The 24,264-nt window shown below is 54.4% G+C and carries 25 protein-coding genes; 8 read left to right on the top strand and 17 right to left on the bottom strand.

What is annotated here, in order from left to right:
- The first annotated feature begins 5 nt into the window (after positions 1–5).
- Together gltD and OGV83_RS15950 are read left to right on the top strand one after the other, a co-directional pair.
- On the top strand, positions 6–1,424 hold the full coding sequence (gene gltD / locus OGV83_RS15955; protein ID WP_012135351.1) for a glutamate synthase subunit GltD: 1,419 nt from the start codon (positions 6–8) through the stop codon (positions 1,422–1,424).
- Between the two features lie 209 nt (positions 1,425–1,633).
- On the top strand, positions 1,634–2,719 hold the full coding sequence (locus tag OGV83_RS15950; RefSeq protein WP_286464062.1) for a PDDEXK nuclease domain-containing protein: 1,086 nt from the start codon (positions 1,634–1,636) through the stop codon (positions 2,717–2,719).
- A gap of 130 nt (positions 2,720–2,849) precedes the next feature.
- Here the strand turns inward: OGV83_RS15950 and nanQ are convergent, their stop codons facing one another.
- The 11 genes from nanQ to zapE form a co-directional block, all read right to left on the bottom strand.
- A complete protein-coding gene (nanQ, locus tag OGV83_RS15945; protein ID WP_286464295.1) occupies positions 2,850–3,317 on the bottom strand; it encodes an N-acetylneuraminate anomerase in 468 nt (155 codons plus the stop codon).
- Complete coding sequence (gene nanK / locus OGV83_RS15940; protein ID WP_114848373.1) at positions 3,317–4,189, bottom strand: N-acetylmannosamine kinase; 873 nt, start codon at positions 4,187–4,189, stop codon at positions 3,317–3,319. The genes nanQ and nanK overlap by 1 nt, the downstream gene beginning before the upstream one ends.
- Complete coding sequence (locus OGV83_RS15935) at positions 4,186–4,875, bottom strand: N-acetylmannosamine-6-phosphate 2-epimerase (protein ID WP_286464060.1); 690 nt, start codon at positions 4,873–4,875, stop codon at positions 4,186–4,188. The genes nanK and OGV83_RS15935 overlap by 4 nt, the downstream gene beginning before the upstream one ends.
- Before the next feature lie 49 nt (positions 4,876–4,924).
- On the bottom strand, positions 4,925–6,415 hold the full coding sequence (gene nanT / locus OGV83_RS15930; protein WP_012135356.1) for a sialic acid transporter NanT: 1,491 nt from the start codon (positions 6,413–6,415) through the stop codon (positions 4,925–4,927).
- A 120-nt stretch (positions 6,416–6,535) separates the two neighbouring features.
- Positions 6,536–7,429, bottom strand: coding sequence for an N-acetylneuraminate lyase (nanA, locus tag OGV83_RS15925; protein WP_012135358.1), 894 nt, complete (start codon positions 7,427–7,429; stop codon positions 6,536–6,538).
- 137 nt (positions 7,430–7,566) lie between these two features.
- Positions 7,567–8,355: a transcriptional regulator NanR gene (gene nanR, locus OGV83_RS15920; protein ID WP_012135359.1), complete on the bottom strand. Its 789-nt coding sequence runs from the start codon at positions 8,353–8,355 to the stop codon at positions 7,567–7,569.
- 115 nt (positions 8,356–8,470) lie between these two features.
- The gene (gene sspB / locus OGV83_RS15915) at positions 8,471–8,971 is read right to left on the bottom strand and encodes a ClpXP protease specificity-enhancing factor (protein WP_012135360.1); all 501 of its coding nucleotides are present in this window, start codon (positions 8,969–8,971) and stop codon (positions 8,471–8,473) included.
- Between the two features lie 5 nt (positions 8,972–8,976).
- On the bottom strand, positions 8,977–9,615 hold the full coding sequence (gene sspA, locus OGV83_RS15910) for a stringent starvation protein SspA (protein ID WP_012135361.1): 639 nt from the start codon (positions 9,613–9,615) through the stop codon (positions 8,977–8,979).
- A 315-nt stretch (positions 9,616–9,930) separates the two neighbouring features.
- A complete protein-coding gene (gene rpsI / locus OGV83_RS15905; protein WP_000829818.1) occupies positions 9,931–10,323 on the bottom strand; it encodes a 30S ribosomal protein S9 in 393 nt (130 codons plus the stop codon).
- A gap of 15 nt (positions 10,324–10,338) precedes the next feature.
- Complete coding sequence (rplM, locus tag OGV83_RS15900) at positions 10,339–10,767, bottom strand: 50S ribosomal protein L13 (RefSeq protein WP_000847556.1); 429 nt, start codon at positions 10,765–10,767, stop codon at positions 10,339–10,341.
- 302 nt (positions 10,768–11,069) lie between these two features.
- On the bottom strand, positions 11,070–12,194 hold the full coding sequence (gene zapE / locus OGV83_RS15895) for a cell division protein ZapE (protein ID WP_049010584.1): 1,125 nt from the start codon (positions 12,192–12,194) through the stop codon (positions 11,070–11,072).
- A 192-nt stretch (positions 12,195–12,386) separates the two neighbouring features.
- Here zapE and zapG point away from each other — a divergent pair, with 192 nt between their 5' ends.
- The 3 genes from zapG (at position 12,387) to degS (ending at position 15,480) form a co-directional block, all read left to right on the top strand.
- Complete coding sequence (gene zapG, locus OGV83_RS15890) at positions 12,387–12,785, top strand: Z-ring associated protein ZapG (protein WP_042292056.1); 399 nt, start codon at positions 12,387–12,389, stop codon at positions 12,783–12,785.
- Between the two features lie 168 nt (positions 12,786–12,953).
- Positions 12,954–14,321, top strand: coding sequence for a serine endoprotease DegQ (gene degQ / locus OGV83_RS15885; RefSeq protein ID WP_058668160.1), 1,368 nt, complete (start codon positions 12,954–12,956; stop codon positions 14,319–14,321).
- Positions 14,322–14,412: 91 nt separating this feature from the next.
- Positions 14,413–15,480: an outer membrane-stress sensor serine endopeptidase DegS gene (degS, locus tag OGV83_RS15880; protein WP_286464059.1), complete on the top strand. Its 1,068-nt coding sequence runs from the start codon at positions 14,413–14,415 to the stop codon at positions 15,478–15,480.
- A 147-nt stretch (positions 15,481–15,627) separates the two neighbouring features.
- On the opposite strand, the gene mdh is transcribed toward degS, so the two are convergent.
- Positions 15,628–16,566: a malate dehydrogenase gene (gene mdh / locus OGV83_RS15875; protein WP_012135368.1), complete on the bottom strand. Its 939-nt coding sequence runs from the start codon at positions 16,564–16,566 to the stop codon at positions 15,628–15,630.
- A gap of 436 nt (positions 16,567–17,002) precedes the next feature.
- Here mdh and argR point away from each other — a divergent pair, with 436 nt between their 5' ends.
- Positions 17,003–17,473 (top strand): transcriptional regulator ArgR, encoded by a 471-nt coding sequence (gene argR / locus OGV83_RS15870; RefSeq protein ID WP_012135369.1) that lies wholly within the window; start codon positions 17,003–17,005, stop codon positions 17,471–17,473.
- A 377-nt stretch (positions 17,474–17,850) separates the two neighbouring features.
- Entirely contained in the window at positions 17,851–18,114 is a 264-nt protein-coding gene (gene yhcN / locus OGV83_RS15865) for a peroxide/acid stress response protein YhcN (protein ID WP_012135371.1), read from the top strand.
- A gap of 61 nt (positions 18,115–18,175) precedes the next feature.
- Here the strand turns inward: yhcN and OGV83_RS15860 are convergent, their stop codons facing one another.
- The 5 genes from OGV83_RS15860 to aaeX all read right to left on the bottom strand — a co-directional run bounded on the left by OGV83_RS15860 (position 18,176) and on the right by aaeX (position 23,136).
- Positions 18,176–18,451 (bottom strand): barstar family protein, encoded by a 276-nt coding sequence (locus OGV83_RS15860; protein ID WP_012135372.1) that lies wholly within the window; start codon positions 18,449–18,451, stop codon positions 18,176–18,178.
- 29 nt (positions 18,452–18,480) lie between these two features.
- Positions 18,481–19,929 (bottom strand): NAD-dependent succinate-semialdehyde dehydrogenase, encoded by a 1,449-nt coding sequence (locus tag OGV83_RS15855; RefSeq protein WP_110493746.1) that lies wholly within the window; start codon positions 19,927–19,929, stop codon positions 18,481–18,483.
- A 90-nt stretch (positions 19,930–20,019) separates the two neighbouring features.
- A complete protein-coding gene (aaeB, locus tag OGV83_RS15850) occupies positions 20,020–21,987 on the bottom strand; it encodes a p-hydroxybenzoic acid efflux pump subunit AaeB (protein ID WP_012135374.1) in 1,968 nt (655 codons plus the stop codon).
- A gap of 5 nt (positions 21,988–21,992) precedes the next feature.
- Positions 21,993–22,925 carry a p-hydroxybenzoic acid efflux pump subunit AaeA gene (gene aaeA, locus OGV83_RS15845; protein WP_286464058.1) on the bottom strand — a complete coding sequence of 311 codons (933 nt, stop codon included), beginning with the start codon at positions 22,923–22,925 and terminating at the stop codon, positions 21,993–21,995.
- Between the two features lie 7 nt (positions 22,926–22,932).
- Positions 22,933–23,136 carry a p-hydroxybenzoic acid efflux pump operon protein AaeX gene (gene aaeX / locus OGV83_RS15840; RefSeq protein WP_000051840.1) on the bottom strand — a complete coding sequence of 68 codons (204 nt, stop codon included), beginning with the start codon at positions 23,134–23,136 and terminating at the stop codon, positions 22,933–22,935.
- A 183-nt stretch (positions 23,137–23,319) separates the two neighbouring features.
- On the opposite strand from aaeX, the gene aaeR reads away from it, so the two are divergent.
- Positions 23,320–24,249 (top strand): HTH-type transcriptional activator AaeR, encoded by a 930-nt coding sequence (aaeR, locus tag OGV83_RS15835; RefSeq protein ID WP_047460928.1) that lies wholly within the window; start codon positions 23,320–23,322, stop codon positions 24,247–24,249.
- Positions 24,250–24,264 lie beyond the last annotated feature (15 nt).

Below are 24,264 nucleotides of genomic sequence, written 5' to 3'. Positions count from 1 at the left end.
GAGCAATGAGTCAGAACGTATACCAATTTATCGACCTGCAACGTGTTGATCCGCCGAAGAAGGCGCTGAAGATCCGCAAAATCGAGTTTGTTGAAATTTACGAACCGTTTTCCGAAGGCCAGGCCAAAGCGCAGGCGGATCGCTGCCTCTCCTGCGGCAACCCGTACTGCGAGTGGAAGTGCCCGGTACATAACTACATCCCGAACTGGCTGAAGCTGGCGAACGAAGGACGTATTTTCGAAGCGGCGGAGTTGTCTCACCAGACCAACACGCTGCCGGAAGTGTGCGGCCGCGTCTGCCCGCAGGATCGTTTGTGCGAGGGCTCCTGTACGCTCAACGACGAGTTCGGCGCAGTGACTATCGGCAACATCGAGCGTTATATCAACGATAAAGCGTTCGAAATGGGCTGGCGCCCGGACATGACTGGCGTGCGTCAGACAGACAAACGCGTGGCGATTATCGGCGCGGGCCCGGCAGGGTTGGCCTGTGCCGACGTACTCACCCGTAACGGCGTGAAGGCGGTGGTCTTTGACCGTCACCCGGAAATCGGCGGTCTGCTGACGTTCGGCATCCCGGCTTTCAAGCTGGAAAAAGAGGTGATGACCCGCCGTCGTGAGATCTTCACCGGCATGGGCATTGAGTTCAAACTGAATACCGAAGTGGGTCGCGACGTGCAGCTGGACGACTTGCTGGCAGAGTACGATGCGGTGTTCCTCGGCGTTGGCACCTATCAATCAATGCGCGGCGGGCTGGAAAACGAAGATGCCGACGGCGTGTTCGATGCCCTGCCGTTCCTGATTGCCAACACCAAACAGATCATGGGCTTTGGCGAAACCACTGACGAACCGTTCGTCAGTATGGAAGGCAAACGCGTCGTGGTACTGGGCGGCGGCGACACCGCGATGGACTGCGTGCGTACCTCGGTTCGCCAGGGCGCGACGCACGTCACCTGCGCCTATCGTCGTGACGAAGAGAACATGCCAGGCTCCAGACGCGAAGTGAAAAACGCGCGCGAAGAAGGGGTCGAATTCCAGTTCAACGTGCAGCCGCTGGGCGTAGAAGTGAATGCCAACGGTAAAGTAAGCGGCGTGAAGATGGTGCGTACCGAAATGGGCGCGCCGGACGCGAAAGGTCGTCGTCGTGCGGAAATCGTCGCCGGTTCCGAGCATGTGATCCCGGCAGATGCGGTGGTAATGGCGTTTGGTTTCCGCCCGCACAGCATGGCGTGGCTGGCGAAACACAGCGTGGAGCTGGACTCCCAGGGGCGGATTATCGCGCCGGAAGGCAATGAAAACGCCTTCCAGACCAGCAACCCGAAAATCTTCGCCGGTGGCGACATCGTGCGCGGCTCGGATCTGGTGGTCACGGCAATTGCCGAAGGCCGTAAAGCGGCAGACGGTATCCTGAACTACCTGGAAGTGTAATACTTCTGGCTCCCCTGCCACAGCCTGACGCTGATGGATGGGGAGCCAATATTTCTCTGCTAAATACATGCGAATTCATTCTTCGAAAGCCACTCGCAAATACAGCTGTAACTCAATGTAATACACCTCTCCTGGATTGACCGGGATATGCCTGAAGCGTATTGGTAGCGATATATTTTTCATTTCGCAACTATCGCGCCAGGGATGACATGACTGTACCAACACCACTTCAACACGCTGACGATTATCAGCAAATCCATGACGGTATTATTCGATTAGTGGACAATGCCCATACCGAGGCCGTCCGCAGTATTAATGCTTTGATGACGGCAACCTACTGGGAAATCGGCAGGAGAATTGTCGAGTTTGAACAAGGCGGCGAAGCACGAGCGGCTTATGGTATTCAACTCATTGAGCGGTTATCCGCAGATTTAAGCCAGCGCTATAAGCGTGGGTTTTCCACCAGGAATCTGTGGCAAATGAGAACATTTTATCTATGTTTTCAGTATATTGAAATTCCGCAGACAGTGTCTGCGGAATCTTCACATTTGATACAACTCGCTAAAGTTTTTCCGCTTCCCTGGTCAGCTTACGTGCGTTTACTATCGGTAAAAAATCCCGATGCCCGCACTTTTTACGAGAAAGAGACGCTACGTAACGGCTGGTCTGTGCGGCAACTCGATCGGCAAATCTTCACCCAGTTCTACGAACGGACGCTACTGTCCCATGACAAATCCGCCATGTTGCAGCAGCCTGCGCCCGCCGAGCCAACAGTCTTGCCGGAGCGAGCCATACGCGACCCGTTCATTCTGGAATTTCTTAACCTGAGGGACGAGTATTCCGAGTCGGATCTCGAAGAAGCGCTGCTCAGTCACCTGATGGACTTTATGCTGGAACTTGGTGACGATTTTGCTTTTGTCGGCCGCCAGCGCCGATTACGCATAGACGATAGCTGGTTCCGCGTCGATCTGTTGTTCTTCCATCGCCGCTTGCGTTGCCTGTTGCTCGTTGACCTGAAGGTCGGCAAATTCAGTTATGCGGATGCCGGGCAGATGAATATGTACCTGAACTATGCCAAAGAGCACTGGACAATGCCGGGAGAAAACCCGCCCGTCGGGTTGGTTTTGTGCGCAGGAAAAGGCGCGGGGGAAGCGCATTACGCGCTAAACGGCCTGCCGAATACCATCATGGCGAGCGAGTACAAAGTGCAGTTGCCTGACGAAAAACTACTGGCAGATGAGCTCATTCGTTCACAAATAGCACTGACTGCACAGCAAGTTGAATCAACTGAATAACCAATTTACTTTGCACATCAGGAAAAGCACTGCGTCACGAGCTGAATTTTCAACAACTCGACTGACGGGATTATGCTCTATCGGGAGATATAAAGCGTTACACCGGATGGCTATAAACCATCCGGTATTTTCATGCCTCTAATAAGCTGGCGCGCACCTTCACTACAGCTTTCTTAATCTCCCCTGGCTCGCCAGCCATACACCCGGGCTTATGGGGTTCCCCCGGCATAAACACGGAGAACATCCCCGGTGTCAGCGTAATGGACTGCTGTTCATGGATACGGCGGCAAAGCTGGTAATCCTCTTCACCATGCAGCTCCTCGCATTCGCACGCTGACCCGACTACGCCAAACAGAATGCGCTCCTCACCCGTCAATAACAGCTGAATGTCGATGTACTGCACATGCAGCTCCGCTTTTTTCTCCTGCGGCGACTGCGTGGCAAACTGCATCACATTCATAAACATATCGTCGCCCTGCAATTCGTAGCGCCCGGGCATTTTCTCCTGCGGCCTTGCCGCCAGCGCCAGGGTTAACGCATCCAGCAATACCGGATGCAGCCCGGCAGACGGTAACGACTGAATTTCTCCCATCAACATCATTTATCTCCCTGAGCTAACAACGCGGCACCCAGTAGCCCCGCGTCATGTCGGTAATGCGCTGCGCTCAACGCCACCTGATAAACCGCCGGCTCCTGCGCCAGAAAGTGGCGTACCTGCGCCAGATATCCCTCAGCTAACCCTACGCTGCCGCCAATAACCACCTGCTGGCAATCCGTTGTCGCTTTAACATCGGCAATTAACCGCGCGACAACCTGCGCGGAGTGCTGAACCAGACGCACAGCCTGTTCGTTCCCGGCCGCCGCATGTGCAAAGACAGTTCTGGCGTCGCACCCGGCCAGGGAACCCTGCGCCGCTGCCGCGATGCCGCGTCCTGAGGCGATAGCCTCCACACAGCCGCGTCGGCCGCAACCGCAAACCGGCCCCTGCGGATCGGCCAGAGTATGCCCCAGATGCCCGGCCAGACCGCTCATCCCGGTGAGCAATCTGCCGTCGCTCACCACGCCGCCGCCAACGCCGGTCGACACGGTAATAAACACCATATCGCGGACATCAGACGTAAGGGCATGGTATTCCGCCCATGCCGCCGCCTGCGCGTCATTCACCGCCAGCGTCGGCAGACCGGTAAGATCTTCTAACGTCTGCACCAACGGAAAATGCAGCAGACCACCCAGGTTATGCGGATTTATCGCCAGTAGCGCGCCTTCTCTGATAATGCCGGTAGAGGCTATCGCCACCCGCTGCGCGGTCGTTTGCAGCGGTTCAACCAGCACTTTTAGCGCCTCTCGCAGCGCATCCGGCGTTTTGCTGGCGGGGGTCGGCAATTCACGTCGTTCGCGGATGCGTAAATCATCATCCACCCGCGCGGCAGCCAGCTTGGTGCCGCCAATATCGATCGCCAGCGTGCTCATGACGTCGCCTTTTTCAATGCCGTGTTGTACCACTGACAAATATGTTCCAGCCGCGTAATGGCAGATCCCACCGTCACCGCCCACGCGCCGTGACGCATGGCTTCAGCGGCCTGTGCCGGCGTGTTGTAACGCCCCTCGGCAATCACCCGGCATCCTGCATCATGCAGGACTTTGACCAGCGCGAGGTCAGGTTCGTCTGGCGTGTCCGGCGTGGTGTATCCCGACAGCGTGGTGCCGATAAGTTCCGCGCCACGCCGCTGACAGGCTAAGCCATCCTCCAGTGACGAGCAGTCGGTCATCGCCAGCAACTGGTGCTGATGAATACGCGCCAGCAGCGCATCGACGGTCGCCGGACGTACACGGTCAGTACCGTCAACCGCAATAATATCCGCCCCGGCCTGTGCCAGCGCATCCACATCCTCAAGAAATGGCGTGATGCGTACCGGGGAGTCGTCAAGGTCACGCTTGAGAATACCGATAATCGGTACGGAGACTAGCGCACGGGTCGCCCGCAAATTGTCCACGCCTTCAATGCGTAGCGCGACGGCGCCAGCCTGCTCCGCCGCCAGCGCCATCGCAGCCACGATGTCCGGTTTATCGAGCGGGCTGCCTGGAACCGGCTGGCAGGAGACAATCAACCCGCCATTGGCGGCAATGTTTTTATCCAGTTGTTCAAATAACGACATATCCACTTCCTTACGCAGGTCGCCCGGCAAACTGGCCGGGCAAACCTCATCAGCTTTTGGTTTTTACAAAGGCGCTTTTGTCGCCGCCAAACGGCACGGCCCCACTGAATGGTTTTCCGTCGATAGCATCATGCATACGTAATGCTTCAGGACGCAGCCAGCGCTGTACGCGGGACGGCATATCCAGCCCAATCAACAGGATCACCACAAAGGTCAGGCTGAAGGAGAGCGATCCCAGCGCGGTGCCCAGATCCAGACGCTGTGCGATCAGCGCCCCGAGGATAGGGGCCAGCGCGCCGCCCAGTGCGCCGACGTTATAGGTAAAGCCCAGACCTGCCGCTCGCTGGTCAGTATCAAAATAACCGCCAATGAGTTTCGGTAAGATCCCGGAGATCCCCTGCCCCAGCATCTGCTGGAAAAACAGTAGCAGACCCAGTACCCAGACGTTTGCGCCGCCAATCGCAAATACCGGAATGATCAGCACCTGGGAAGCCAGCAAACTGCAAACGTAGGCTTTACGCGTACCCAGCCAGTCGCCGAGGAAACCGCCCACGCAGCAGCCGACTGCCGCCCCAAAGCCGCTAAAGAAAAGCACCTGCGCAACGGTGTGAGGATCGTAAGCCAGTTCAGTTTTCAGATACGTTGGCAGCAGCGCCTGAATCGGCCATGAATAGAGGAAAGCAAAGAGCACCACGATCATCAGCATCACGCCCGTTGGCCAGCGCTTGCCGCTGCTTTGCACCATAAAACTGATGAAGATAACGGCGCACAGTAACCCTAACACCGCCACGATCGCCGCGTTTTGCAGGTCGCCCGCAAAGCAGAACCACAGCGCGGTTGCGGCGGCGATCGTCATCAGCACATTGACGACGCGATGTTCGCCCCGGTAGAGAATATCTACCATCGTGCGCACCGGCGCTTTGCCTTCGTGTTTCTCTTTCCAGTCTTCCGCTTCAGGGATGTTTTTACGCAGCCAGAGCGCGAAAATGATCGGCAGAATGCCAATGAAGAACAGCGCGCGCCAGCCCCAGACCGGAACCACCAGGCTGTAAACCTGCGCCGCCACGACCGCCCCGACGGAGAAACCGGAAATCAGGAATCCACTGGCTTTATTACGTAAGTGCTTCGGCCAGCTTTCAATGACATAGGTGGCGCTGGAGCCATATTCGCCCGCCATTCCCATACCGATCACCAGACGGGCGATAAACATGGTGGTATAGCCGGGCGCAAAACCGCAGGCCAGCGTCCCCATAGAGAAAAGAATGATACTGGTGACCATCGCCAGACGTCGGCCATAGCGGTCACCCATTGCGCCCAACATCAGCCCGCCAAACCAGCGGGAAATAAACGCCGCCGAGATCAGGCTGGCCGCCTGAACCGTCGTTAACCCAAACTCGCCCTGCACTTCCGTCAGAACAAGAGCAATCAACACAAAATCAAAACCATCAAGCAAATATCCCAGCCAGGCGGCGGAAAATGCCCGCCACTGCGCCCGGTTGAGATGGCGATACCACGGGATATTCTGGGTAGAAGTACTCATTTTTCATTCTCCCGACGATTTTTATTGTCGCTTTACCGGATGGCGGCTTCGCCGCGCCTTACCCGGCCTACGTTTCATATTTTGTAGGCCGGATAAGCGTTAGCGCTATCCGGCAACCGGTCAACCGCGTTCCTGCATTAACTGCTGCGCCAGCGCTTTCAGTTCAGGCAGATACTTCTCATCAACCGGCGAAAACGGCTTACGGCACAGCGGTACGGAGACCACGTCCATGTAGTGCAGCACCGTTTTCAGCCCACGGAATACGCCGGTTTTAATGAGCAGATCGATGACCTTATTGCACTCGGTTTGCAGATGCTGCGCTTTCGCTACATCGCCTTCCTGCAAGGCCTTAACAATCCCCTGATAACGCCAGCCCATAATGTTGTAAGTGCTGCCGATGCCCCCGTCTGCGCCTGCCAGCAGACCGGAAGCGAAGATTTCGTCATAACCGTTGTAGAGCACCAGATCAGGATGCGCACGGCGGATCTGCTCCATCTGATAGAGATCGCCGGAGGTTTGTTTCAGCGCGCCAACGCCGGGCAGCGTGACCAGCGTGTTGATTTGATCCAGCGTCAGCTTCACGCCGCTCAGCGCAGGAATGTTGTACACCACCATCGGCAATCCTTCAGCGGAATCGATAATGGCGCGGTAGTGATCGCAATGCTCTTCAAAGCTAAACGGATAATAAAACGGCGTCACGGCGGAAACGGCATCAAAACCGTAACGATGCGCCGCGCTGGCCAGTTGCTGGCTCTCTTCGGTACTGACCGTACCGACATGGGCAATCAGCGTCACTTTGCCCTTCGCCTCTTCCGCCACAATTTCCAGGACCTGCTCTCTTTCTGCGCGGCTCTGAACGAACGCTTCTCCGGTCGAGCCGCCGACGTACAGCCCATCAATGCCCTGCGCAATGTTGAAACGCACCAGACGGCGCAGGCTCTCAATATCCAGTTTCTGCTGGTTATCAAAAGGAGTTAACAACGCTGGCATTACGCCTCGTAAATCTTTTGCCATAACGACCTCTGTCGATGATTAGTGTTATCTGACTACATACCTTTATACCTGTTATACCAGATCAAATAAGCAGCACCCCAGTACAGAACGCACAGAGTGCGATCTACTTCACTAAACGATCGTCAGGATCGCGATCGCTAACGCAATTTTTTCTTTTGATCGAAGGCGTGCCAGGTGGCGGATACGCTATTGAGGTGGGTTTGCAGCGCGCGGTCAGCTTCATCTGGATCGCGCCGACGAATGGCATCGACAATAGCGATATGTTCTTGATAGCTCACGCTATTATGCTCATGTAACTCCTGCCCGGAGACCGCAGGACGCGCAGCGATCAGCCAGTCCAGCAGCGCGACATGAATCGCCATGAAGATCGGATTGCCGGGGATTTCCGCCAGCACGCGGTGAAACTCGACGTCGGAACGAATGAAGAGCGCGTTATCGTCCAGCGACTGGCTGTTGATCTCCAGGGCTTTCGCCAGCAGATCAATTTGCTCATCCGTCGCGTGTTCCGCCGCATAGCGCACAAGGCTTGATTCAAAGAACAGGCGCAGTTGCTCAAAGTGGGCGATACCGCCGGGATGCGAGAGGAAATCTTTCGCCATGCCGGAAAGTTCGCTGATGATGGTATCAGCAGAAGGCCGCGACACGCGGGCGCGTTCGCCGTTATTGATTTGCACCAGACCTTTACGCTTGAGCGCGGCAAGCGCTTCACGCACCGACGGGCGGCCCACGTTGAAGAAGGTCATCAACTCCCGCTCAGACGGCAGTTGCTCCCCTTCGCCGAATTCACCGCGACGAATCATCTGCTCCAGCTCTTCTTCTACCATTTCCGACAGTTTTTTACGCGCCAGCGGACGGCTGCGCAAACTACGGCCGATGGTTGGCGGAGAATTTTCTGCTTGCGAATCAAATGCGTTCATAGCGTCCATTATGTAAATAGTCGAGGAAAACAGCAACTAAAGCCATCCTATCACAGGATCGAAAGTGGGGTGAAATCGTGGCAGGCGTGAAAAAAAACAGGCCCTCAGGGCCTGTCTGTCTTGGTTACTTCACTACGCGTAATGCGGGTCGACCACCACGCGGCGGCGGCGGATCGTCATCAGGATTGTTGTCATCATCATGATCGGGCTTATCACCATCAATCACGGACATGACCGTTTCGCTCTCCGCGCCCGGCGTTACATCGTCATCATTTAAGCTGGCGACGTCTTCATCGTAAGCGGCTTCAGGTTCAAACATTGTGCCTGCGCCGTTTTCACGCGCATAGATCGCCAGTACCGCAGCCAGCGGCACGGAGACCTGACGCGGGACGCCGCCAAAGCGCGCGTTGAAACGCACTTCGTCGTTGGCCAACTCCAGATTCCCAACCGCACGGGGAGCAATGTTCAGAACAATTTGCCCGTCGCGCGCATATTCCATAGGGACATGCACGCCAGGCAGCGTCACATCCACCACCAGGTGCGGCGTGAGCTGGTTATCCAGCAACCATTCATAGAATGCACGCAGCAAATATGGACGGCGTGGGGATAGCTGTGACAAATCCATACTGATTAACCCCGACCGAGGCGCATTTCACGTTCAGCTTCAGTTAAAGAAGCGAGGAACGAGTCACGTTCAAAGACGCGGGTCATATAGCCTTTCAGCTCTTTAGCGCCCGCACCGCTGAACTCAATACCCAGTTGCGGCAAACGCCACAGCAGCGGCGCCAGATAGCAATCAACCAGGCTGAACTCATCGCTCAGGAAATACGGTTTTTGACCAAACACAGGCGCGATCGCCTGCAACTCTTCACGCAGTTGTTTACGCGCAACGTCAGCTTCAGAAGCGGACCCGTTCACGATGACGTTCATCAGCGTGTACCAGTCTTTTTCGATACGGTGCATGTACAGGCGGCTTTCGCCACGCGCAACCGGGTAAACCGGCATCAGCGGCGGATGAGGGAAACGCTCATCCAGGTATTCCATAATGATGCGAGATTCCCACAGGGTCAGCTCACGATCCACCAGGGTCGGTACGCTCTGACTCGGGTTGAGGTCAATCAGATCCTGAGGTGGGTTATCCTTCTCCACATGCTCGATCTCGAAACTAACACCTTTCTCCGCCAGCACAATGCGGACCTGATGGCTATAGATGTCAGTAGGACCAGAAAACAGCGTCATTACCGAACGTTTGTTGGCAGCGACAGCCATGAAAACCTCCAGGTATATTCAGAATTTTTACTGCTACCAGCCACCGCGTGGCCAGCCAGAAGTTATGTCACCCGCCTGCGGAAAAGTCATTATTGTTCAAAAAGCAAACAAAAAATGAACAATACCCGTTATTTGGGCAGAAAATTGGATGATAGTTTACCAGATTTTGTGACCTTTGTGGTGAGTCGATTCTGGAAATGGGGAAAAAGAGGTGGCAATCAGAGGATTACTTTGGACACACGCGCATTTTTTCCATAAAAAAACCCGCCGAAGCGGGTTTTTTCGCCAATGGTAATCTGCCGGAGCAGAAACCCATTAACGTTTGGAGAACTGCGGACGACGACGTGCTTTACGCAGACCGACTTTCTTACGTTCAACCTGACGAGCGTCACGAGTAACGAAGCCAGCTTTACGCAGTTCAGAACGCAGAGACTCGTCGTACTCCATCAGAGCGCGGGTGATACCGTGACGGATCGCACCAGCCTGACCAGAGATACCACCACCTTTAACAGTGATGTACAGATCCAGTTTCTCAACCATGTCGACCAGTTCCAGCGGCTGACGAACTACCATGCGGGCAGTTTCACGACCGAAGTACTGTTCCAGAGAACGTTGGTTGATAACGATTTTGCCGTTGCCCGGTTTGATGAACACGCGAGCTGCGGAACTTTTGCGGCGACCAGTGCCGTAGTATTGATTTTCAGCCATTGCCTATAATCCCGATTAGATGTCAAGAACTTGCGGTTGCTGTGCCGCGTGGTTGTGCTCGTTGCCAGCGTAAACTTTCAGTTTACGGAACATAGCACGACCCAGCGGGCCTTTTGGCAGCATGCCTTTAACCGCGATTTCAATCACACGCTCAGGACGGCGAGCAATCATCTCTTCAAAGGTCGCTTGTTTGATACCACCGATGTGACCGGTGTGGTGATAGTACACTTTGTCAGTACGCTTGTTGCCGGTTACAGCAACTTTGTCAGCGTTCAGAACGATGATGTAATCACCGGTATCGACGTGCGGAGTGTATTCCGCTTTGTGCTTACCGCGCAGGCGAAGAGCCAGTTCAGTAGCCAGACGGCCCAGAGTTTTACCGGTCGCGTCAACAACGTACCAGTCGCGTTTTACGGTTTCTGGTTTAGCTGTAAAAGTTTTCATTAAAAGCTTACCCAATAGATAGTTACACGTTGGTGAACACCCAAACGTTTTCAATTGTTGAGGTTCACACGACAAAGTCCGGCAAACCTACCCCTTCGAATAGCCAATGCCAGCACACAAAAAGTTTTGGGAAAAAAACTTTCTTGTAACGTGGGGTCGCAGGATTATAGAGAAGTCAGGGGCAAAGATCGACCCCTTTTTGTGATTTGCAATGGGTTTTGTGCGGGGCATTTCTGCTGGTCTGATAAGCGAAGCGCCACCAGGCAACCTGCGCCGGATGGCGGCGAAACGCCTTATCCGGCCTACGGCATATGCGAGCGTTTCAGATACTCCTCGCTCTGCATCTCCTGCAAACGCGACAAACAGCGCTGGAACTCAAACTTCAGGCGTTCGCCCTGATAGATCTCATATAAAGGCGCGTCGGCGCTCACCACCAGCTTCACATGGCGCTCGTAGAATTCATCCACCAGCGCGATAAAACGGCGCGCTTCGCTTTCCATCAGCGGCGTCATGACCGGTACATCAAACAGCAGAACCGTGTGGAACAGGCGCGACAGCGCAATATAGTCATGCTGGCTGCGAGCGTCCACGCATAAGGTGATGAAGGAGACCGCCAGCGTCTGGTTTTCCACCCCCATCGTCGGTAACGGACGATGATTCACCTCCAGCGTTGGCGCATTCTCACGTTTCGCACCGGCCAGCGCCAGCCAGAGTTTATCCATCTGTTGCTGCGTTTCGTTATTACGCGGCGAAAGCCACAGATGCGCCTGCGTCAGCGTGCGCAGACGATAATCCACCCCGGCATCCACATTCATGATGTCGCAATGCGCTTTGATAGCGTCGATAGCCGGAAGGAAGCGGGTACGTTGCAGGCCATTGCGGTACAGCTCATCCGGCGGGATGTTCGAGGTCGCCACCAGGGTAATGCCGCGGGCAAACAGCGCTTTCATTAAGCCGCCAAGCAGCATCGCGTCGGTGATGTCGGAAACAAAAAACTCATCAAAGCAGAGCACATCCGTTTCGGCTTTGAAACGATCGGCAATAATCTCCAGCGGGTCGGTCTGCCCCTGTAGCGCCGTTAGCTCCTCATGCACACGCAGCATAAAGCGGTGGAAATGCAGACGCTGTTTCCGCTCGCCCGGCAGACTATGATAGAAGAGATCCATCAGCCAGGTTTTCCCTCGCCCGACCCCACCCCACATATACAGACCACGCACCGGCGCATTCGCTGACGGTTCACGTTTGCCAAGCAGTTTACCGAAACGGGCCATCAGTCCGCCGGTTTGCGGCGCCGGAGGCGTTTTGGCGATCAGCGCCTGGTAAATCGACTCCAGTCGGTTGACCGCATCTTTTTGCACGTCGTCGGGTTGATGGCTGCCATCGTTGAGGGCCTGAAGGTAACGCGATGTGGGGGAAATGCTTTGCATGATGTTATTGTTATTCCTTGAAAATCGATGTGCCGACGTTCACGGCTGACGAAAAAAAGGCCGTTCTACATTACGTGATATAAACACGGGATTCCACTTCTACGGGATTAGCGGTTATAGTGGCATAATCAGGCGCAGGCATGGAGCCTAAAGCCAACACCCTACGGAAACAAAAGACAACGGGAGATGTTCATGACCTGGGAATATGCGCTAATTGGGTTAGTCGTCGGTATCATCATTGGTGCCGTAGCCATGCGTTTTGGTAATCGTAAATTACGCCAACAGCAGGCATTGCAGTACGAACTGGAAAAGAATAAAGCTGAGCTGGAAGAGTATCGTGAAGAGCTGGTCAGCCACTTTGCCCGCAGCGCCGAGCTGCTGGATACCATGGCGCATGATTATCGTCAGCTGTATCAGCACATGGCGAAAAGCTCCAGTAGCCTGCTGCCGGAACTGTCTGCGGAATCGAACCCGTTCCGTAACCGTCTGGCGGAGTCTGAAGCCAGTAACGATCAGGCGCCGGTCCAGATGCCGCGTGACTATTCCGAAGGCGCTTCCGGCCTGCTGCGTAGTGGCGCAAAACGCGACTAATCGCACATCGTTAAGAAATTTTTCGGGCGCAGCGATTGCGCCCGTCTCTTCTCTCCTGTCCCAGCTATTATTTAGTCATTAACCTCATTGTTACCAGGCCGAAAATTCAATAACATCAAACTGTTTTGAATCGTCTTTCCGTTCACTCAAGGTACGAGAGCAGGCTCCATGAAAAAACAAACCCCGTTGTTAAGTGCATTAGCGTTAAGTGTCGGGTTAACGCTCTCGGCACCGTTTCAGGCCGTCGCATCGATACCCGCGCAGATTCCCGGTCAGGCGGCGCTCCCTAGTCTCGCGCCAATGCTGGAAAAAGTGCTGCCGGCCGTGATTAGCGTGAAGGTTGAGGGAACCGCGACCCAAAGTCAGAAGGTTCCAGAAGAGTTTAAAAAGTTTTTTGGCGACGAGTTGCCTGATCAACCCTCTCAGCCGTTCGAAGGGCTGGGGTCGGGCGTCATCATTGACGCCGCCAAAGGCTACGTTCTGACCAATAACCATGTCATTAATCAGGCACAGAAGATCAGCGTTCAGTTAAATGACGGACGCGAGTTTGACGCTAAACTGATCGGCAGCGACGACCAGAGCGACATCGCGCTGCTGCAAATCCAGAACGCCAGCAACCTGACGCAAATCGCCATCGCCGACTCCGACAAACTGCGCGTCGGCGACTTTGCCGTCGCGGTAGGCAACCCGTTTGGTCTGGGGCAAACCGCCACCTCCGGCATTGTCTCCGCGCTTGGCCGGAGCGGGCTGAATCTGGAAGGACTGGAAAACTTTATTCAAACCGACGCCTCGATTAACCGTGGCAACTCCGGCGGCGCGCTGCTGAATCTCAACGGCGAGCTGATCGGCATCAACACCGCTATTCTGGCGCCTGGCGGCGGTAGCATCGGCATTGGGTTTGCGATTCCGAGTAATATGGCGCGCACGCTGGCGCAACAGCTGATTCAGTTTGGTGAAATTAAACGCGGCCTGCTGGGAATTAAAGGCATGGAATTGACCGCCGATATCGCCAAAGCCTTCAAGCTGGATGTACAGCGCGGGGCGTTCATCAGCGAAGTGCTCCCGGGTTCAGGTTCCGCGAAAGCGGGTGTGAAATCCGGCGACGTGATCACCAGTCTCAACGGCAAGCCGCTGAGCAGCTTTGCCGAACTGCGCTCACGCATCGCAACGACGGAACCCGGCACGAAAGTGAAGCTCGGTCTGTTACGCGACGGCAAACCGCTGGAAGTCGAAGTCACCCTCGACACCAGCACGTCATCCTCCGCCAGCGCGGAGATGATCGCCCCGGCATTGCAGGGCGCAACGCTGAGCGATGGTCAGTTAAAAGACGGCAATAAAGGCATCAAAATTGATAACGTTGAAAAAAGCAGTCCCGCCGCCCAGGCCGGTTTGCACAAAGATGACGTGATCATCAGCGTTAACCGCGATCGCGTGCACTCGATTGCGGAAATGCGCAAAGTGCTGGAAGCGAAACCGTCGATTATTGCGCTACAGGTCGTACGCGGTAACGAGAACATTTACCTGCTCCTGCGTTAAGTCATCGTTAACCGGACATCAGCCCCGCGTGCGATGTCCGGTTAACTCGTGGTATGCTGCTGCCGTTCCCTTTTTTAATGACGCCTCCATCATGTTTGTGAAGATCTTACGTTCGGTCGCAATTGGTCTTATTGTGGGTGCTATTCTGTTGGCGGCCATGCCCTCGCTGCGCAAAATAAATACCCTGACCACACCGCAATTCGACAGCGCGGATGAGACGCCAGCCAGCTATAATTCGGCGGTTCGCCGCGCCGCGCCTGCCGTCGTCAACGTTTATAACCGCAGTATGAACAGCACCACGCATAATCAGCTTGAGATCCGTACGCTGGGATCGGGCGTGATCATGGATCAGCGCGGTTACATCATCACCAATAAGCATGTGATCAACGATGCGGATCAGATCATCGTCGCCCTACAGGATGGACGCGTGTTTGAAGCGCTGCTGGTTGGTTCGGATACGCTGACGGATCTGGCGGTGTTAAAGATTAATGCCACGAGCGGTCTGCCGACAATCCCGATCAACACGAAACGCTCACCGCATATTGGTGATGTGGTTCTGGCCATCGGCAACCCGTATAACCTGGGGCAGACCATTACTCAGGGGATCATCAGCGCCACCGGGCGTATCGGTCTGAACCCAACCGGACGACAAAACTTCCTGCAAACGGACGCCTCCATCAACCACGGTAACTCCGGCGGAGCGCTGGTTAACTCGCTGGGCGAACTGATGGGCATTAACACCCTGTCATTTGATAAGAGTAACGACGGCGAGACGCCGGAAGGGATCGGTTTTGCAATCCCGTTCCAGTTAGCGACCAAGATTATGGATAAGCTGATCCGCGATGGTCGCGTGATTCGCGGTTATATCGGCATCGGTGGGCGAGAAATCGCGCCGCTGCATGCGCAGGGCGCCGGAATGGATCAAATCCAGGGGATTGTGGTCAATGAAGTGTCGCCGGATGGCCCGGCTGCACAGGCGGGTATTCAGGTCAATGATGTGATCATTTCAGTCAACAACAAACCTGCCGTTTCCGCTCTGGAGACCATGGATCAGGTTGCTGAAATACGTCCAGGTTCGGTGATCCCGGTGATTGTGATGCGTGACGATAAAAAGCTGACGCTCCAGGTCACCATTCAGGAATACCCGGCGACAAATTAACGTAATAAAAAAACCGGAGTCATCTCCGGTTTTTTACTGTGTCTCGGTTAACTTGTAGGCCGGATAAGGTGTTTACACCGCCATCCGGCATTATTGCCAGGCCTGACGGCGACGCAAACGCGCCTTATCCGGCCTGCACAAAAGCGCTTACTTGTTAACGAACTCTTCGCCCAGGGCGATATCTTTTTTCAGCGTATCCAGCATACCTTCCAGCGCATTCTGTTCAAACGCGCTCAGTTTGCCGATAGACTTGCGCTCTTCCACGCCGTTTTTACCCAGCAGCAGCGGCTGAGAGAAGAAGCGCGCATACTGGCCGTCACCTTCAACGTAGGCACATTCCACCACGTCCTTCTCGCCTTGCAGCGCGCGCACCAGAGAAAGACCAAAGCGCGCAGCAGCCTGACCCATAGACAGGGTTGCCGATCCGCCGCCAGCCTTCGCTTCAACCACTTCCGTACCCGCATTCTGGATACGTTTGGTCAGGTCAGCCACTTCCTGCTCGGTGAAGCTGACGCCCGGGATCTGCGACAGCAGCGGCAGAATGGTCACGCCAGAGTGACCGCCGATAACCGGAACTTCAACGTCGGTCGGCAGTTTGCCTTTCAGTTCCGCAACAAAGGTGTTGGAGCGGATGATGTCCAGCGTGGTCACGCCAAACAGTTTGTTCTTGTCGTAAACGCCTGCTTTTTTCAGCACTTCAGCAGCGATAGCGACGGTAGTGTTCACCGGGTTGGTGATGATGCCCACACAGGCTTTCGGACAGGTCGTTGCGATCTGTTGTACCAGGTTCTTCACGATACCTGCGTTGACGTTAAACAGGTCGGAACGATCCATACCCGGTTTACGCGCCACGCCAGCCGAGATCAGTACGACGTCTGCGCCTTCAAGCGCCGGGGTCGCGTCTTCGCCGGAGAAACCTTTGATTTTTACTGCTGTAGGGATATGGCTCAAGTCAACGGCCACACCTGGGGTCACTGGAGCGATGTCGTACAGGGAGAGTTCTGAACCTGAAGGCAGTTGGGTTTTTAACAGTAGTGCAAGCGCCTGGCCGATACCGCCGGCAGCGCCGAGGACTGCGACTTTCATCCTAAACTCCTTATTATATTGATAAGCTAAGTGTTTGTTGCTCCGCGGCGGCGACCATAATTCACAAATCCAATGAATACAACCACCACGCGTCAAGAATGCGTAGTCACGCAAATTTGGCTTTTATGCATTTAACTTACGTAATAGAAAAGCTAATTTACGTAATTCAAAAGCGCCTGAACCACAGAACAACTTTCCAACAGGTGCTGACAATATACTCTACTGCCCCTCCAAAACAACATCAATTTGATAACATTTAATTTACTTTTAAGCTTATTTGCGCGCCGTGACGCAGGCATGTTTCTTGATAACGGAATTTGATAGAATTCCGCTCTTTCATAACATTATTTCAGCCTCCGGTGAGGCAGACTGTTTGCATAAAAATTCATCTGTATGCATAATAATGTTGTTTCCATCCTCATATTACGGGTGACTTATGCGAAGCTCGGCTAAACAAGAAGAATTAGTCAAGGCGTTCAAAGCGCTACTCAAAGAAGAAAAATTCAGTTCACAGGGCGAAATCGTCCTCGCGTTACAGGATCAGGGCTTTGATAACATCAACCAGTCCAAGGTCTCGCGCATGCTGACCAAGTTCGGCGCGGTGCGTACCCGCAACGCAAAAATGGAGATGGTCTACTGTCTCCCGGCTGAACTAGGCGTGCCAACCACCTCCAGCCCTTTAAAGAATCTGGTGTTAGATATCGACTACAACGATGCTGTTGTGGTGATCCATACCAGTCCTGGCGCCGCACAGCTGATCGCGCGTCTGCTGGACTCGCTGGGGAAAGCGGAAGGCATCCTCGGGACCATTGCCGGTGACGACACCATTTTCACCACTCCCGCGAATGGCTTTACGGTGAAAGATCTGTACGAAGCCATTCTGGAACTGTTCGAACAAGAGCTGTAATCCCTTCTCCCCGTCGTTAAACGCGACGGGGAAAAAACCTGCCGCCACCTCTTCTGCCGTCATTTTTCACTGCCTGTCATTTAACAAATAGTGCGTTTAACCGTCAAAAATCATTTACATGGTGAATGTGCATTGGAAAAAACGCACAAATTGCAAAATTTCATATCCTTATGATTTTATTGCATTTAATATCAACAACACGCTTTTTAACACGTTTTTAATTCCATACGGTTATAAAAAAACAAATCGTTAACACACAATAACCCATGAAACCATTAGCGTGATATTAATTAATCACGTGATTAGTGTATACTTGATTTTGTGATGAGGGTCACGAAACACAGACCCTAATAAAAGAATTCGACGAGGTAAAAATCATGAAAATCAAAACTACTGTTGCAGCATTAAGCGTTCTGTCCGTTCTCTCTTTTGGCGCATTCGCAGCCGAATCCATCAACGCAGAACAAGCGCAAGGCCGTCAGGCTATCGGCTCTGTTTCCGTAAGCGCTATCGGTTCTTCCCCGATGGATATGCATGAAATGCTGAACAAAAAAGCAGAAGCAAACGGCGCATCCGCCTATCAGATTACTGAAGCACGTAGCGGTGACAACTGGCACGCTACGGCAGAACTTTACAAATAAACCCTCGTCGTCTAGTCCGACGACTTGCCCCCGACTGCCGGGGGCTTTTTTATGTTTGTCGTCACGAATGGCGAACATTAAACCGCAACTGTCCTTCCAGTTCCTCTTCTGCTTCATCAAACAGCAAAATCAGCGCGCCGTAGCGCCTGCGCAGTTTTTCCGGCAGATGAACAAACTCAATCTCCAGCGGCAATGGCAGCACCTCGCTCATGAGAGCATCCCATAGAGAATCAAGATCGCCGACTTTCTCTCTGGCAAGGCCAAACATCCGCGTAAATTCGCGGTAAAAATCGTTCTGGTCTTCTATTTCATCAAAATCAAAGGTATAGATGTTCATAGCCAGCCACCACCCCCGACGCAGTCACATTACAGGCCGCCGATGTGCAGGGTCTTCACTTCCAGAAACTCTTCAAGCCCCAGCACCGATCCTTCACGTCCCAGACCCGACTCTTTCACCCCGCCAAATGGCCCCAGCTCGGTTGATACGGCGCATTCATTAATCCCAATCATGCCGCTTTCAATCGCCTGGGAAACACGGAATACGCGTTGTAAATTTTGCGTGTAGAAGTAAGCCGCCAGGCCAAACGGCGTATTGTTGGCGCGCTGAATGACCTCGTCTTCACTGGTAAAACGAAAGCAGGCCGCGACCGGCCCGAAGGTCTCTTCACTGGCCAGTTTCATCCCATCGCTACAGTCGCCCAGTACGGTGGGCTGCCAGAAATTCCCGCCTAACGAATGCGCTTTAGCACCTGCCAGCACCTTCGCTCCTTTTGCGATAGCGTCCTCAACGTGCTCACGCACTTTATCGACAGCCGCCGGTTCAATCAGCGGGCCGACGATCACGCCCTCTTCCAGACCATTTCCGACCTTCAGTTTTTGTACGGCATCCGCCAGCTTGCGGGTAAATTCGTCATAGACCGACTCATGGATATAGAAACGGTTAACGCTGACGCACACCTGCCCCGCGTTGCGGAATTTATTAGCGATCGCCCCCTGTACCGCAGCGTCAATATCCGCATCGTCAAACACGATATACGGCGCATTGCCCCCCAGTTCCATCGAGACTTTCTTCATCGTGTCAGCCGCATTACGCACCAGCGTTTTCCCCACGGCGGTCGATCCGGTAAAGGAGATTTTGCGCACCTCGTGGCTGGCCATAATGGCGTCGCTGATCTCTGGGGTATTGCCCGCGACGGCGTTCAGCACGCCGTCAGGTACGCCAGCTTTCTTCGCCAGCGTCAGCAAGGCGAATGCGCTAAGCGGCGTGTTATTCGCCGGTTTAATGACCCCCGTACAGCCTGCCGCCAGCGCGGGGCCTAATTTACGGGTCAACATTGCCATCGGGAAGTTCCACGGCGTAATCGCCGCCACGACGCCAATCGGTTCACGAGTGGCAAAGATCCGCGATCCGGGTTTGATCGGCGGGATTATTTCGCCATTTGCCCGCTTCGCCTGTTCAGCAAACCACTGGATGAAACTGGCGGCGTACTCCACTTCGCCTTCTGCCTCTTTCAACGGCTTCCCCTGCTCAGTGGTCATCAGACGGCCCAGCCAGGATTTATGCTCAATGATCAGTTCATACCAGCGATACAGAATGGCCGAGCGCTCTTTTGCCGTTTTGGCCCGCCAGGCAGGGAAGGCTTTTGCCGCCGCCGCAATCGCCTCTTCGGTCTCTTTTTTACCGGCTTTGGCAACCGCGGCTATCGTTTCACCGGTTGCCGGATTAAGAACATCGAAGGTGTTATCCAGCGTTTTCCAAAGTCCATCAACCAGATATCCCGTCTGAAAAAGTTCGTTGTCCTGGAGCGTTTGCATGGTTCTTTCTCCTCCTGATGTCATGTTTTCCGCACGTCAGATAAGTATAGCCACAAAAAAACCGACGCTTTTGGCGTCGGCTCCTGAGTGTTAGTTATCCGTCAAGGCGTGCTGATATTTGTGCAACATGCCGGATAGCCGTTTTACCGGCTCCGTCACCCGTGGCGGCGCTTCCCAGACTCGCAATTTTTCCTGATAGACATCAAGCTCATCCAGCAGTTGTCCAAAGTAGCGCCGACGCTTATCGTCATTTCCGGCTGAAATCACATGATCGGCCGTACGCCGGAGCTGGCGGTGAAAAGCAGATAAATCATGATTGACCGGGATGGGCGCATCACGCAGACGTTGGTGCGCAATGATCATCGTCAGCGCCAGACGAAACTTCGGCAGGTCGCCCGGGAATTTGTTCATTAACAAGAACAACTGCTGATACAGCGCCGGAAGGTGGTTCTCTTTACGGCGCACAACGTTGGTGGTCATCGCAGACACCGCTGCGGAAACGAACTGGTTAAGCAGCACACGTCCGGTTCTGTCACGTGAATTATCACGAACCAACAGAATGACGATAAACGCCATCATGCACCCCACAATCTGCCCGAGCGCGCTGTCAAGGAACTGGCTGAAGTGGAAGGTCATCGGGTTGTCCAGCACGATGATGTTAATGGTACTGGCCAGCGCCCCCATCGAACCCAGCCGCCGTTTCTGGACTTCGATCCCGAGAAAGAACCCCAGCACCGCCAGGCTCAGACACAGCAGCAACATGCTTTGCTGCGTATTCGGGATGATCACTAAAAAATAGAGCAGGCCCAACGGCAGCGCCGCCAGCGTCCCGTAAATAAAGTCGATTGCGACCATGCGCGGGTTGGGTAAGCGCATCGCCAGCGACGTGACGACCGCAATCATCACCATCGCGCCGCTTCCCGACGTCCAGCCCGTCCACAGCCAGAATAAGGTGCCCAGCACACAGGACAGTGTGGTGCGCCAGAAGTTAACCATCGCGTGATGGCGCTCGGCAGATTCCACCTTCACGACGGGCTCGCCCTGCAACACTTCCTCTTCCGTCACGCTGATTTTGGCGTTGCCAATCACGCCGCGCTTTAGCAGCAGATAGCGCGTCGCCGCACCGGCCCAGGTGTAAAGGGTTACGGGCGTTTCACGTTCGCCTGTCCAGGCGATGATGCGACGCATCCGCTTAAGCTGTTTATGTACGTCCTGCGCGGTTTCGACGGGCGTTTCGAACAGCTCGCGGAAAGTGTCGGTGATCAACTCCGGGTGAGTGTTCTGAATCAGGTATGTTTCACAGGACTGGGTGATCAGCGTCAACGAGAGCGTATTCAGCGCTTTCAGGCGGCGGTTGGCGCGCCCCCAGCGCGATGACTCCATATTGAGATTGCTGCGCATGCCTTCCAGCGCCGCCGTCCGACGCACCAGATCGCCCCAGGCTTTGTCCACTTCCTCACTGTCGCCGTGCTTAATACACAGCTGCATCAGCTGGTATTGCGCCACCAGCAGGCCGTCGACTTCACGATCCACTTCCTGTTTCACTGAACGCGGCGAAAAGAGCAGATCCGCCATAATGGCGCAGACGATACCAATCACGATCTCGCTGCAACGTTCAACCGCGAACTGCGGCGTCAGTAGTGGCTCCGCCTGAATGGTAATGACGATGATCAGCGCCGTATACCCGGACAGCCCCCATGCATAAGAGTTTTCAACCCGCACCAGCGAGGAGATCCAGGTACAAAATCCCGCCCAGATACAGCACACCAGAATCATTAATAACGGCGCGCGAATCATGGTGATGATAATGGTCAGCGCGGCGATACAGCCAATAAATGTCCCGATGATACGCAGCATCCCGCGATAGCGAATCGCGCCGGAATAGGGTTCCCCACCGGCAGCGAATGCCGGGCCTGCGGCGACAATCGCGGCGGTCAGCACCGCCCAGCGCGGCGTCTCAAGCTGAAAGTGAAAGCCAACGAACAGCGCCAGGACGATGGCGCATGCCAGTTTTACCGCAAAGCGGATATGCTGGTTGGCAATGGAGAAAATACCCATGGTGATTAACCAAACTCGCGCAGACGGTGCGCCATTTTACGGAAGAAAGAGTCCTGCGTTTCATCACGATCCTGCTTGCCGGTAATCACAACGGTTGCGGTTGTCCCGGCAGGCCACAGGTTGTCCTGCTGATCGTCCAGACGGATACGTACCGGAACACGCTGCGCCAGACGTACCCACTCCAGATTGGAGTCGATGGTCGCTATCCCTTTGGCGTCACGCGTGCTGCTGGCGTTAGTGACCCCAGCCGCCACGCTGTCAACGGTGCCTTTCAACACCTTGTTACTGCCAAGCGGCGTTATCTCTGCGCGATAGCCTGGACGGACGCCTTCCAGTTTGGTCTCTTCCATATAGGCCAGCACGTAGAAAGAGTGCTGTTTCACCAACGCAACCGCCGTTGAGCCACGGGTAATAAACTCGCCGGTGTAGACGTTCAGGTTGGTGACCCAACCGTCAGCAGGGGCGCGAATCACGGTACGTTCGAGGTCTAATTTTGCCAGATCGCGCGTCGCCTGCGCTTTGGCAAGCTGATGTAATACGGTTTGCAGAACGTTATTGGCCTGATCGATCTCTTCACGCGACATCGCCTGGACGCCAAGGCGGTTACGGCGGCCAGCCTCCTGACGTTTTTCCTGTGCCAGCACCTGGTAGTAGGCAACATCAGCTTCCGCTTCTTCGAGGGCTTTTTTATAGCGCGGCTGATCGATGGTGAACAGTATCTGGTCTTTCTTCACCAGCTGGTTATCATGCACACTCACGTTGGTGATAAGACCCGCGACGTCTGGCGCAATGGCAACCACGTCGGCGCTGAAGCGCGCGTCACGCGTCCACGGCGACTCGGTGTAATAGACCCAGGCACGGAAAATTGCGATGAAGGCCAGAATGACCAGTACGAGCGTGATGGCCGTACGAGAGAGTTTTCTTGTTAGTGTTTTCACTTCTACCTCAAACGAACAAGCGCGATATTAAATAGAACAGGCAGCAATACAGCGCGGTATTAAACAGAGCCGGATGCCAGACGAAGTCATAAATGCCGGTTGGAACCAGCATCCGGCGCACCAGCCAGAAAATCGCCAGTGACAAAAGCAATTCGAAAAATATCGGTGGGAAGGAGAGACCAAACACCACGATAACGGGAAACAGACTCATGTTGACCTTGATTTATAAAGAGAGTGCAGGCGATACAGTTTTCAGCCAATGCCACCGCAGGGAAGGGCGTGGAAAGCCAGGCGAGAGCGGCATAGCGGTTATTTGAATAATAATATATTAACGTAACTGTTATGCTGTTATCTATAATATGTGATCTAAATCACTTTTAAGCCAGAGTGAATAATGGAAAGATTAAAACGCATGTCGGTGTTCGCCAAAGTCGTTGAATTTGGCTCCTTTACCGCCGCTGCCAGACAGCTACAAATGAGCGTTTCCTCTATCAGCCAGACCGTGGCAAAACTGGAAGATGAGCTACAGGTTAAGCTGCTAAACCGCAGTACGCGCAGCATTGGGCTGACCGAGGCCGGTAAAATTTATTATCAGGGTTGCCGTCGGATGCTGCACGAAGTGCAGGATGTCCATGAGCAGCTTTATGCCTTCAACAACACGCCTATCGGCACCCTGCGAATTGGTTGTTCTTCAACCATGGCACAAAATGTCCTCGCCGGGTTAACGGCCAAAATGCTGAAAGAGTACCCTGGCCTGACGGTTAATCTGGTGACCGGCATCCCGGCGCCGGACCTGATCGCCGATGGTCTGGACGTGGTGATCCGCGTCGGTGCGTTGCAGGACTCCAGCCTGTTTTCACGCCGTCTGGGGGCAATGCCGATGGTGGTGTGCGCCGCCAAAAGCTATCTCGCGCAATTTGGCGTGCCGGAAAAACCCGCCGACCTCAGCAATCACTCATGGCTGGAATACAGCGTGCGCCCGGATAACGAGTTTGAGTTGATTGCGCCGGAAGGGATCTCCACCCGGCTGATCCCACAAGGACGCTTCGTCACCAACGATCCGATGACGCTCAGCCGCTGGCTGACCGCAGGCGCCGGGATCGCCTACGTTCCGTTGATGTGGGTGATCAATGAGATCAACAGCGGAGATCTGGAGATCCTGCTGCCCCGCTACCAGTCCGATCCACGCCCGGTTTACGCGCTGTATACCGAAAAAGATAAGTTGCCGCTGAAGGTGCAGGTGGTGATTAACTATCTGACAGACTATTTTGTCGATGTCGCGCAGCTATTTCAGGGAATGTACGGTCGAGGGAAAGAGAAGTGATCAACGGCCCGACTA

This window comes from Citrobacter sp. CK189 (assembly GCF_030333505.1).
Taxonomy (GTDB): Bacteria; Pseudomonadota; Gammaproteobacteria; order Enterobacterales; family Enterobacteriaceae; genus Citrobacter_B; species Citrobacter_B koseri.
This window is presented reverse-complemented; position numbering and strand designations above follow the sequence as displayed.

Excerpts from the sequence above, each read along its gene's own strand:
- degQ (WP_058668160.1), top strand. The coding sequence starts at position 12,954 with ATGAAAAAACAAACCCCGTTGTTAAGTGCATTAGCGTTAAGTGTCGGG.
- OGV83_RS15935 (WP_286464060.1), bottom strand. The coding sequence starts at position 4,875 with ATGTCGTTATTTGAACAACTGGATAAAAACATTGCCGCCAATGGCGGG.
- aaeX (WP_000051840.1), bottom strand. The coding sequence starts at position 23,136 with ATGAGTCTGTTTCCCGTTATCGTGGTGTTTGGTCTCTCCTTCCCACCG.
- nanR (WP_012135359.1), bottom strand. The coding sequence starts at position 8,355 with ATGGACGCTATGAACGCATTTGATTCGCAAGCAGAAAATTCTCCGCCA.
- nanQ (WP_286464295.1), bottom strand. The coding sequence starts at position 3,317 with ATGTTGATGGGAGAAATTCAGTCGTTACCGTCTGCCGGGCTGCATCCG.
- yhcN (WP_012135371.1), top strand. The coding sequence starts at position 17,851 with ATGAAAATCAAAACTACTGTTGCAGCATTAAGCGTTCTGTCCGTTCTC.
- OGV83_RS15855 (WP_110493746.1), bottom strand. The coding sequence starts at position 19,929 with ATGCAAACGCTCCAGGACAACGAACTTTTTCAGACGGGATATCTGGTT.
- aaeB (WP_012135374.1), bottom strand. The coding sequence starts at position 21,987 with ATGGGTATTTTCTCCATTGCCAACCAGCATATCCGCTTTGCGGTAAAA.
- OGV83_RS15950 (WP_286464062.1), top strand. The coding sequence starts at position 1,634 with ATGACTGTACCAACACCACTTCAACACGCTGACGATTATCAGCAAATC.
- mdh (WP_012135368.1), bottom strand. The coding sequence starts at position 16,566 with ATGAAAGTCGCAGTCCTCGGCGCTGCCGGCGGTATCGGCCAGGCGCTT.
- rpsI (WP_000829818.1), bottom strand. The coding sequence starts at position 10,323 with ATGGCTGAAAATCAATACTACGGCACTGGTCGCCGCAAAAGTTCCGCA.
- nanT (WP_012135356.1), bottom strand. The coding sequence starts at position 6,415 with ATGAGTACTTCTACCCAGAATATCCCGTGGTATCGCCATCTCAACCGG.
- sspA (WP_012135361.1), bottom strand. The coding sequence starts at position 9,615 with ATGGCTGTCGCTGCCAACAAACGTTCGGTAATGACGCTGTTTTCTGGT.
- argR (WP_012135369.1), top strand. The coding sequence starts at position 17,003 with ATGCGAAGCTCGGCTAAACAAGAAGAATTAGTCAAGGCGTTCAAAGCG.
- nanK (WP_114848373.1), bottom strand. The coding sequence starts at position 4,189 with ATGAGCACGCTGGCGATCGATATTGGCGGCACCAAGCTGGCTGCCGCG.
- rplM (WP_000847556.1), bottom strand. The coding sequence starts at position 10,767 with ATGAAAACTTTTACAGCTAAACCAGAAACCGTAAAACGCGACTGGTAC.
- zapG (WP_042292056.1), top strand. The coding sequence starts at position 12,387 with ATGACCTGGGAATATGCGCTAATTGGGTTAGTCGTCGGTATCATCATT.
- nanA (WP_012135358.1), bottom strand. The coding sequence starts at position 7,429 with ATGGCAAAAGATTTACGAGGCGTAATGCCAGCGTTGTTAACTCCTTTT.
- zapE (WP_049010584.1), bottom strand. The coding sequence starts at position 12,194 with ATGCAAAGCATTTCCCCCACATCGCGTTACCTTCAGGCCCTCAACGAT.
- gltD (WP_012135351.1), top strand. The coding sequence starts at position 6 with ATGAGTCAGAACGTATACCAATTTATCGACCTGCAACGTGTTGATCCG.
- aaeR (WP_047460928.1), top strand. The coding sequence starts at position 23,320 with ATGGAAAGATTAAAACGCATGTCGGTGTTCGCCAAAGTCGTTGAATTT.
- degS (WP_286464059.1), top strand. The coding sequence starts at position 14,413 with ATGTTTGTGAAGATCTTACGTTCGGTCGCAATTGGTCTTATTGTGGGT.
- sspB (WP_012135360.1), bottom strand. The coding sequence starts at position 8,971 with ATGGATTTGTCACAGCTATCCCCACGCCGTCCATATTTGCTGCGTGCA.
- OGV83_RS15860 (WP_012135372.1), bottom strand. The coding sequence starts at position 18,451 with ATGAACATCTATACCTTTGATTTTGATGAAATAGAAGACCAGAACGAT.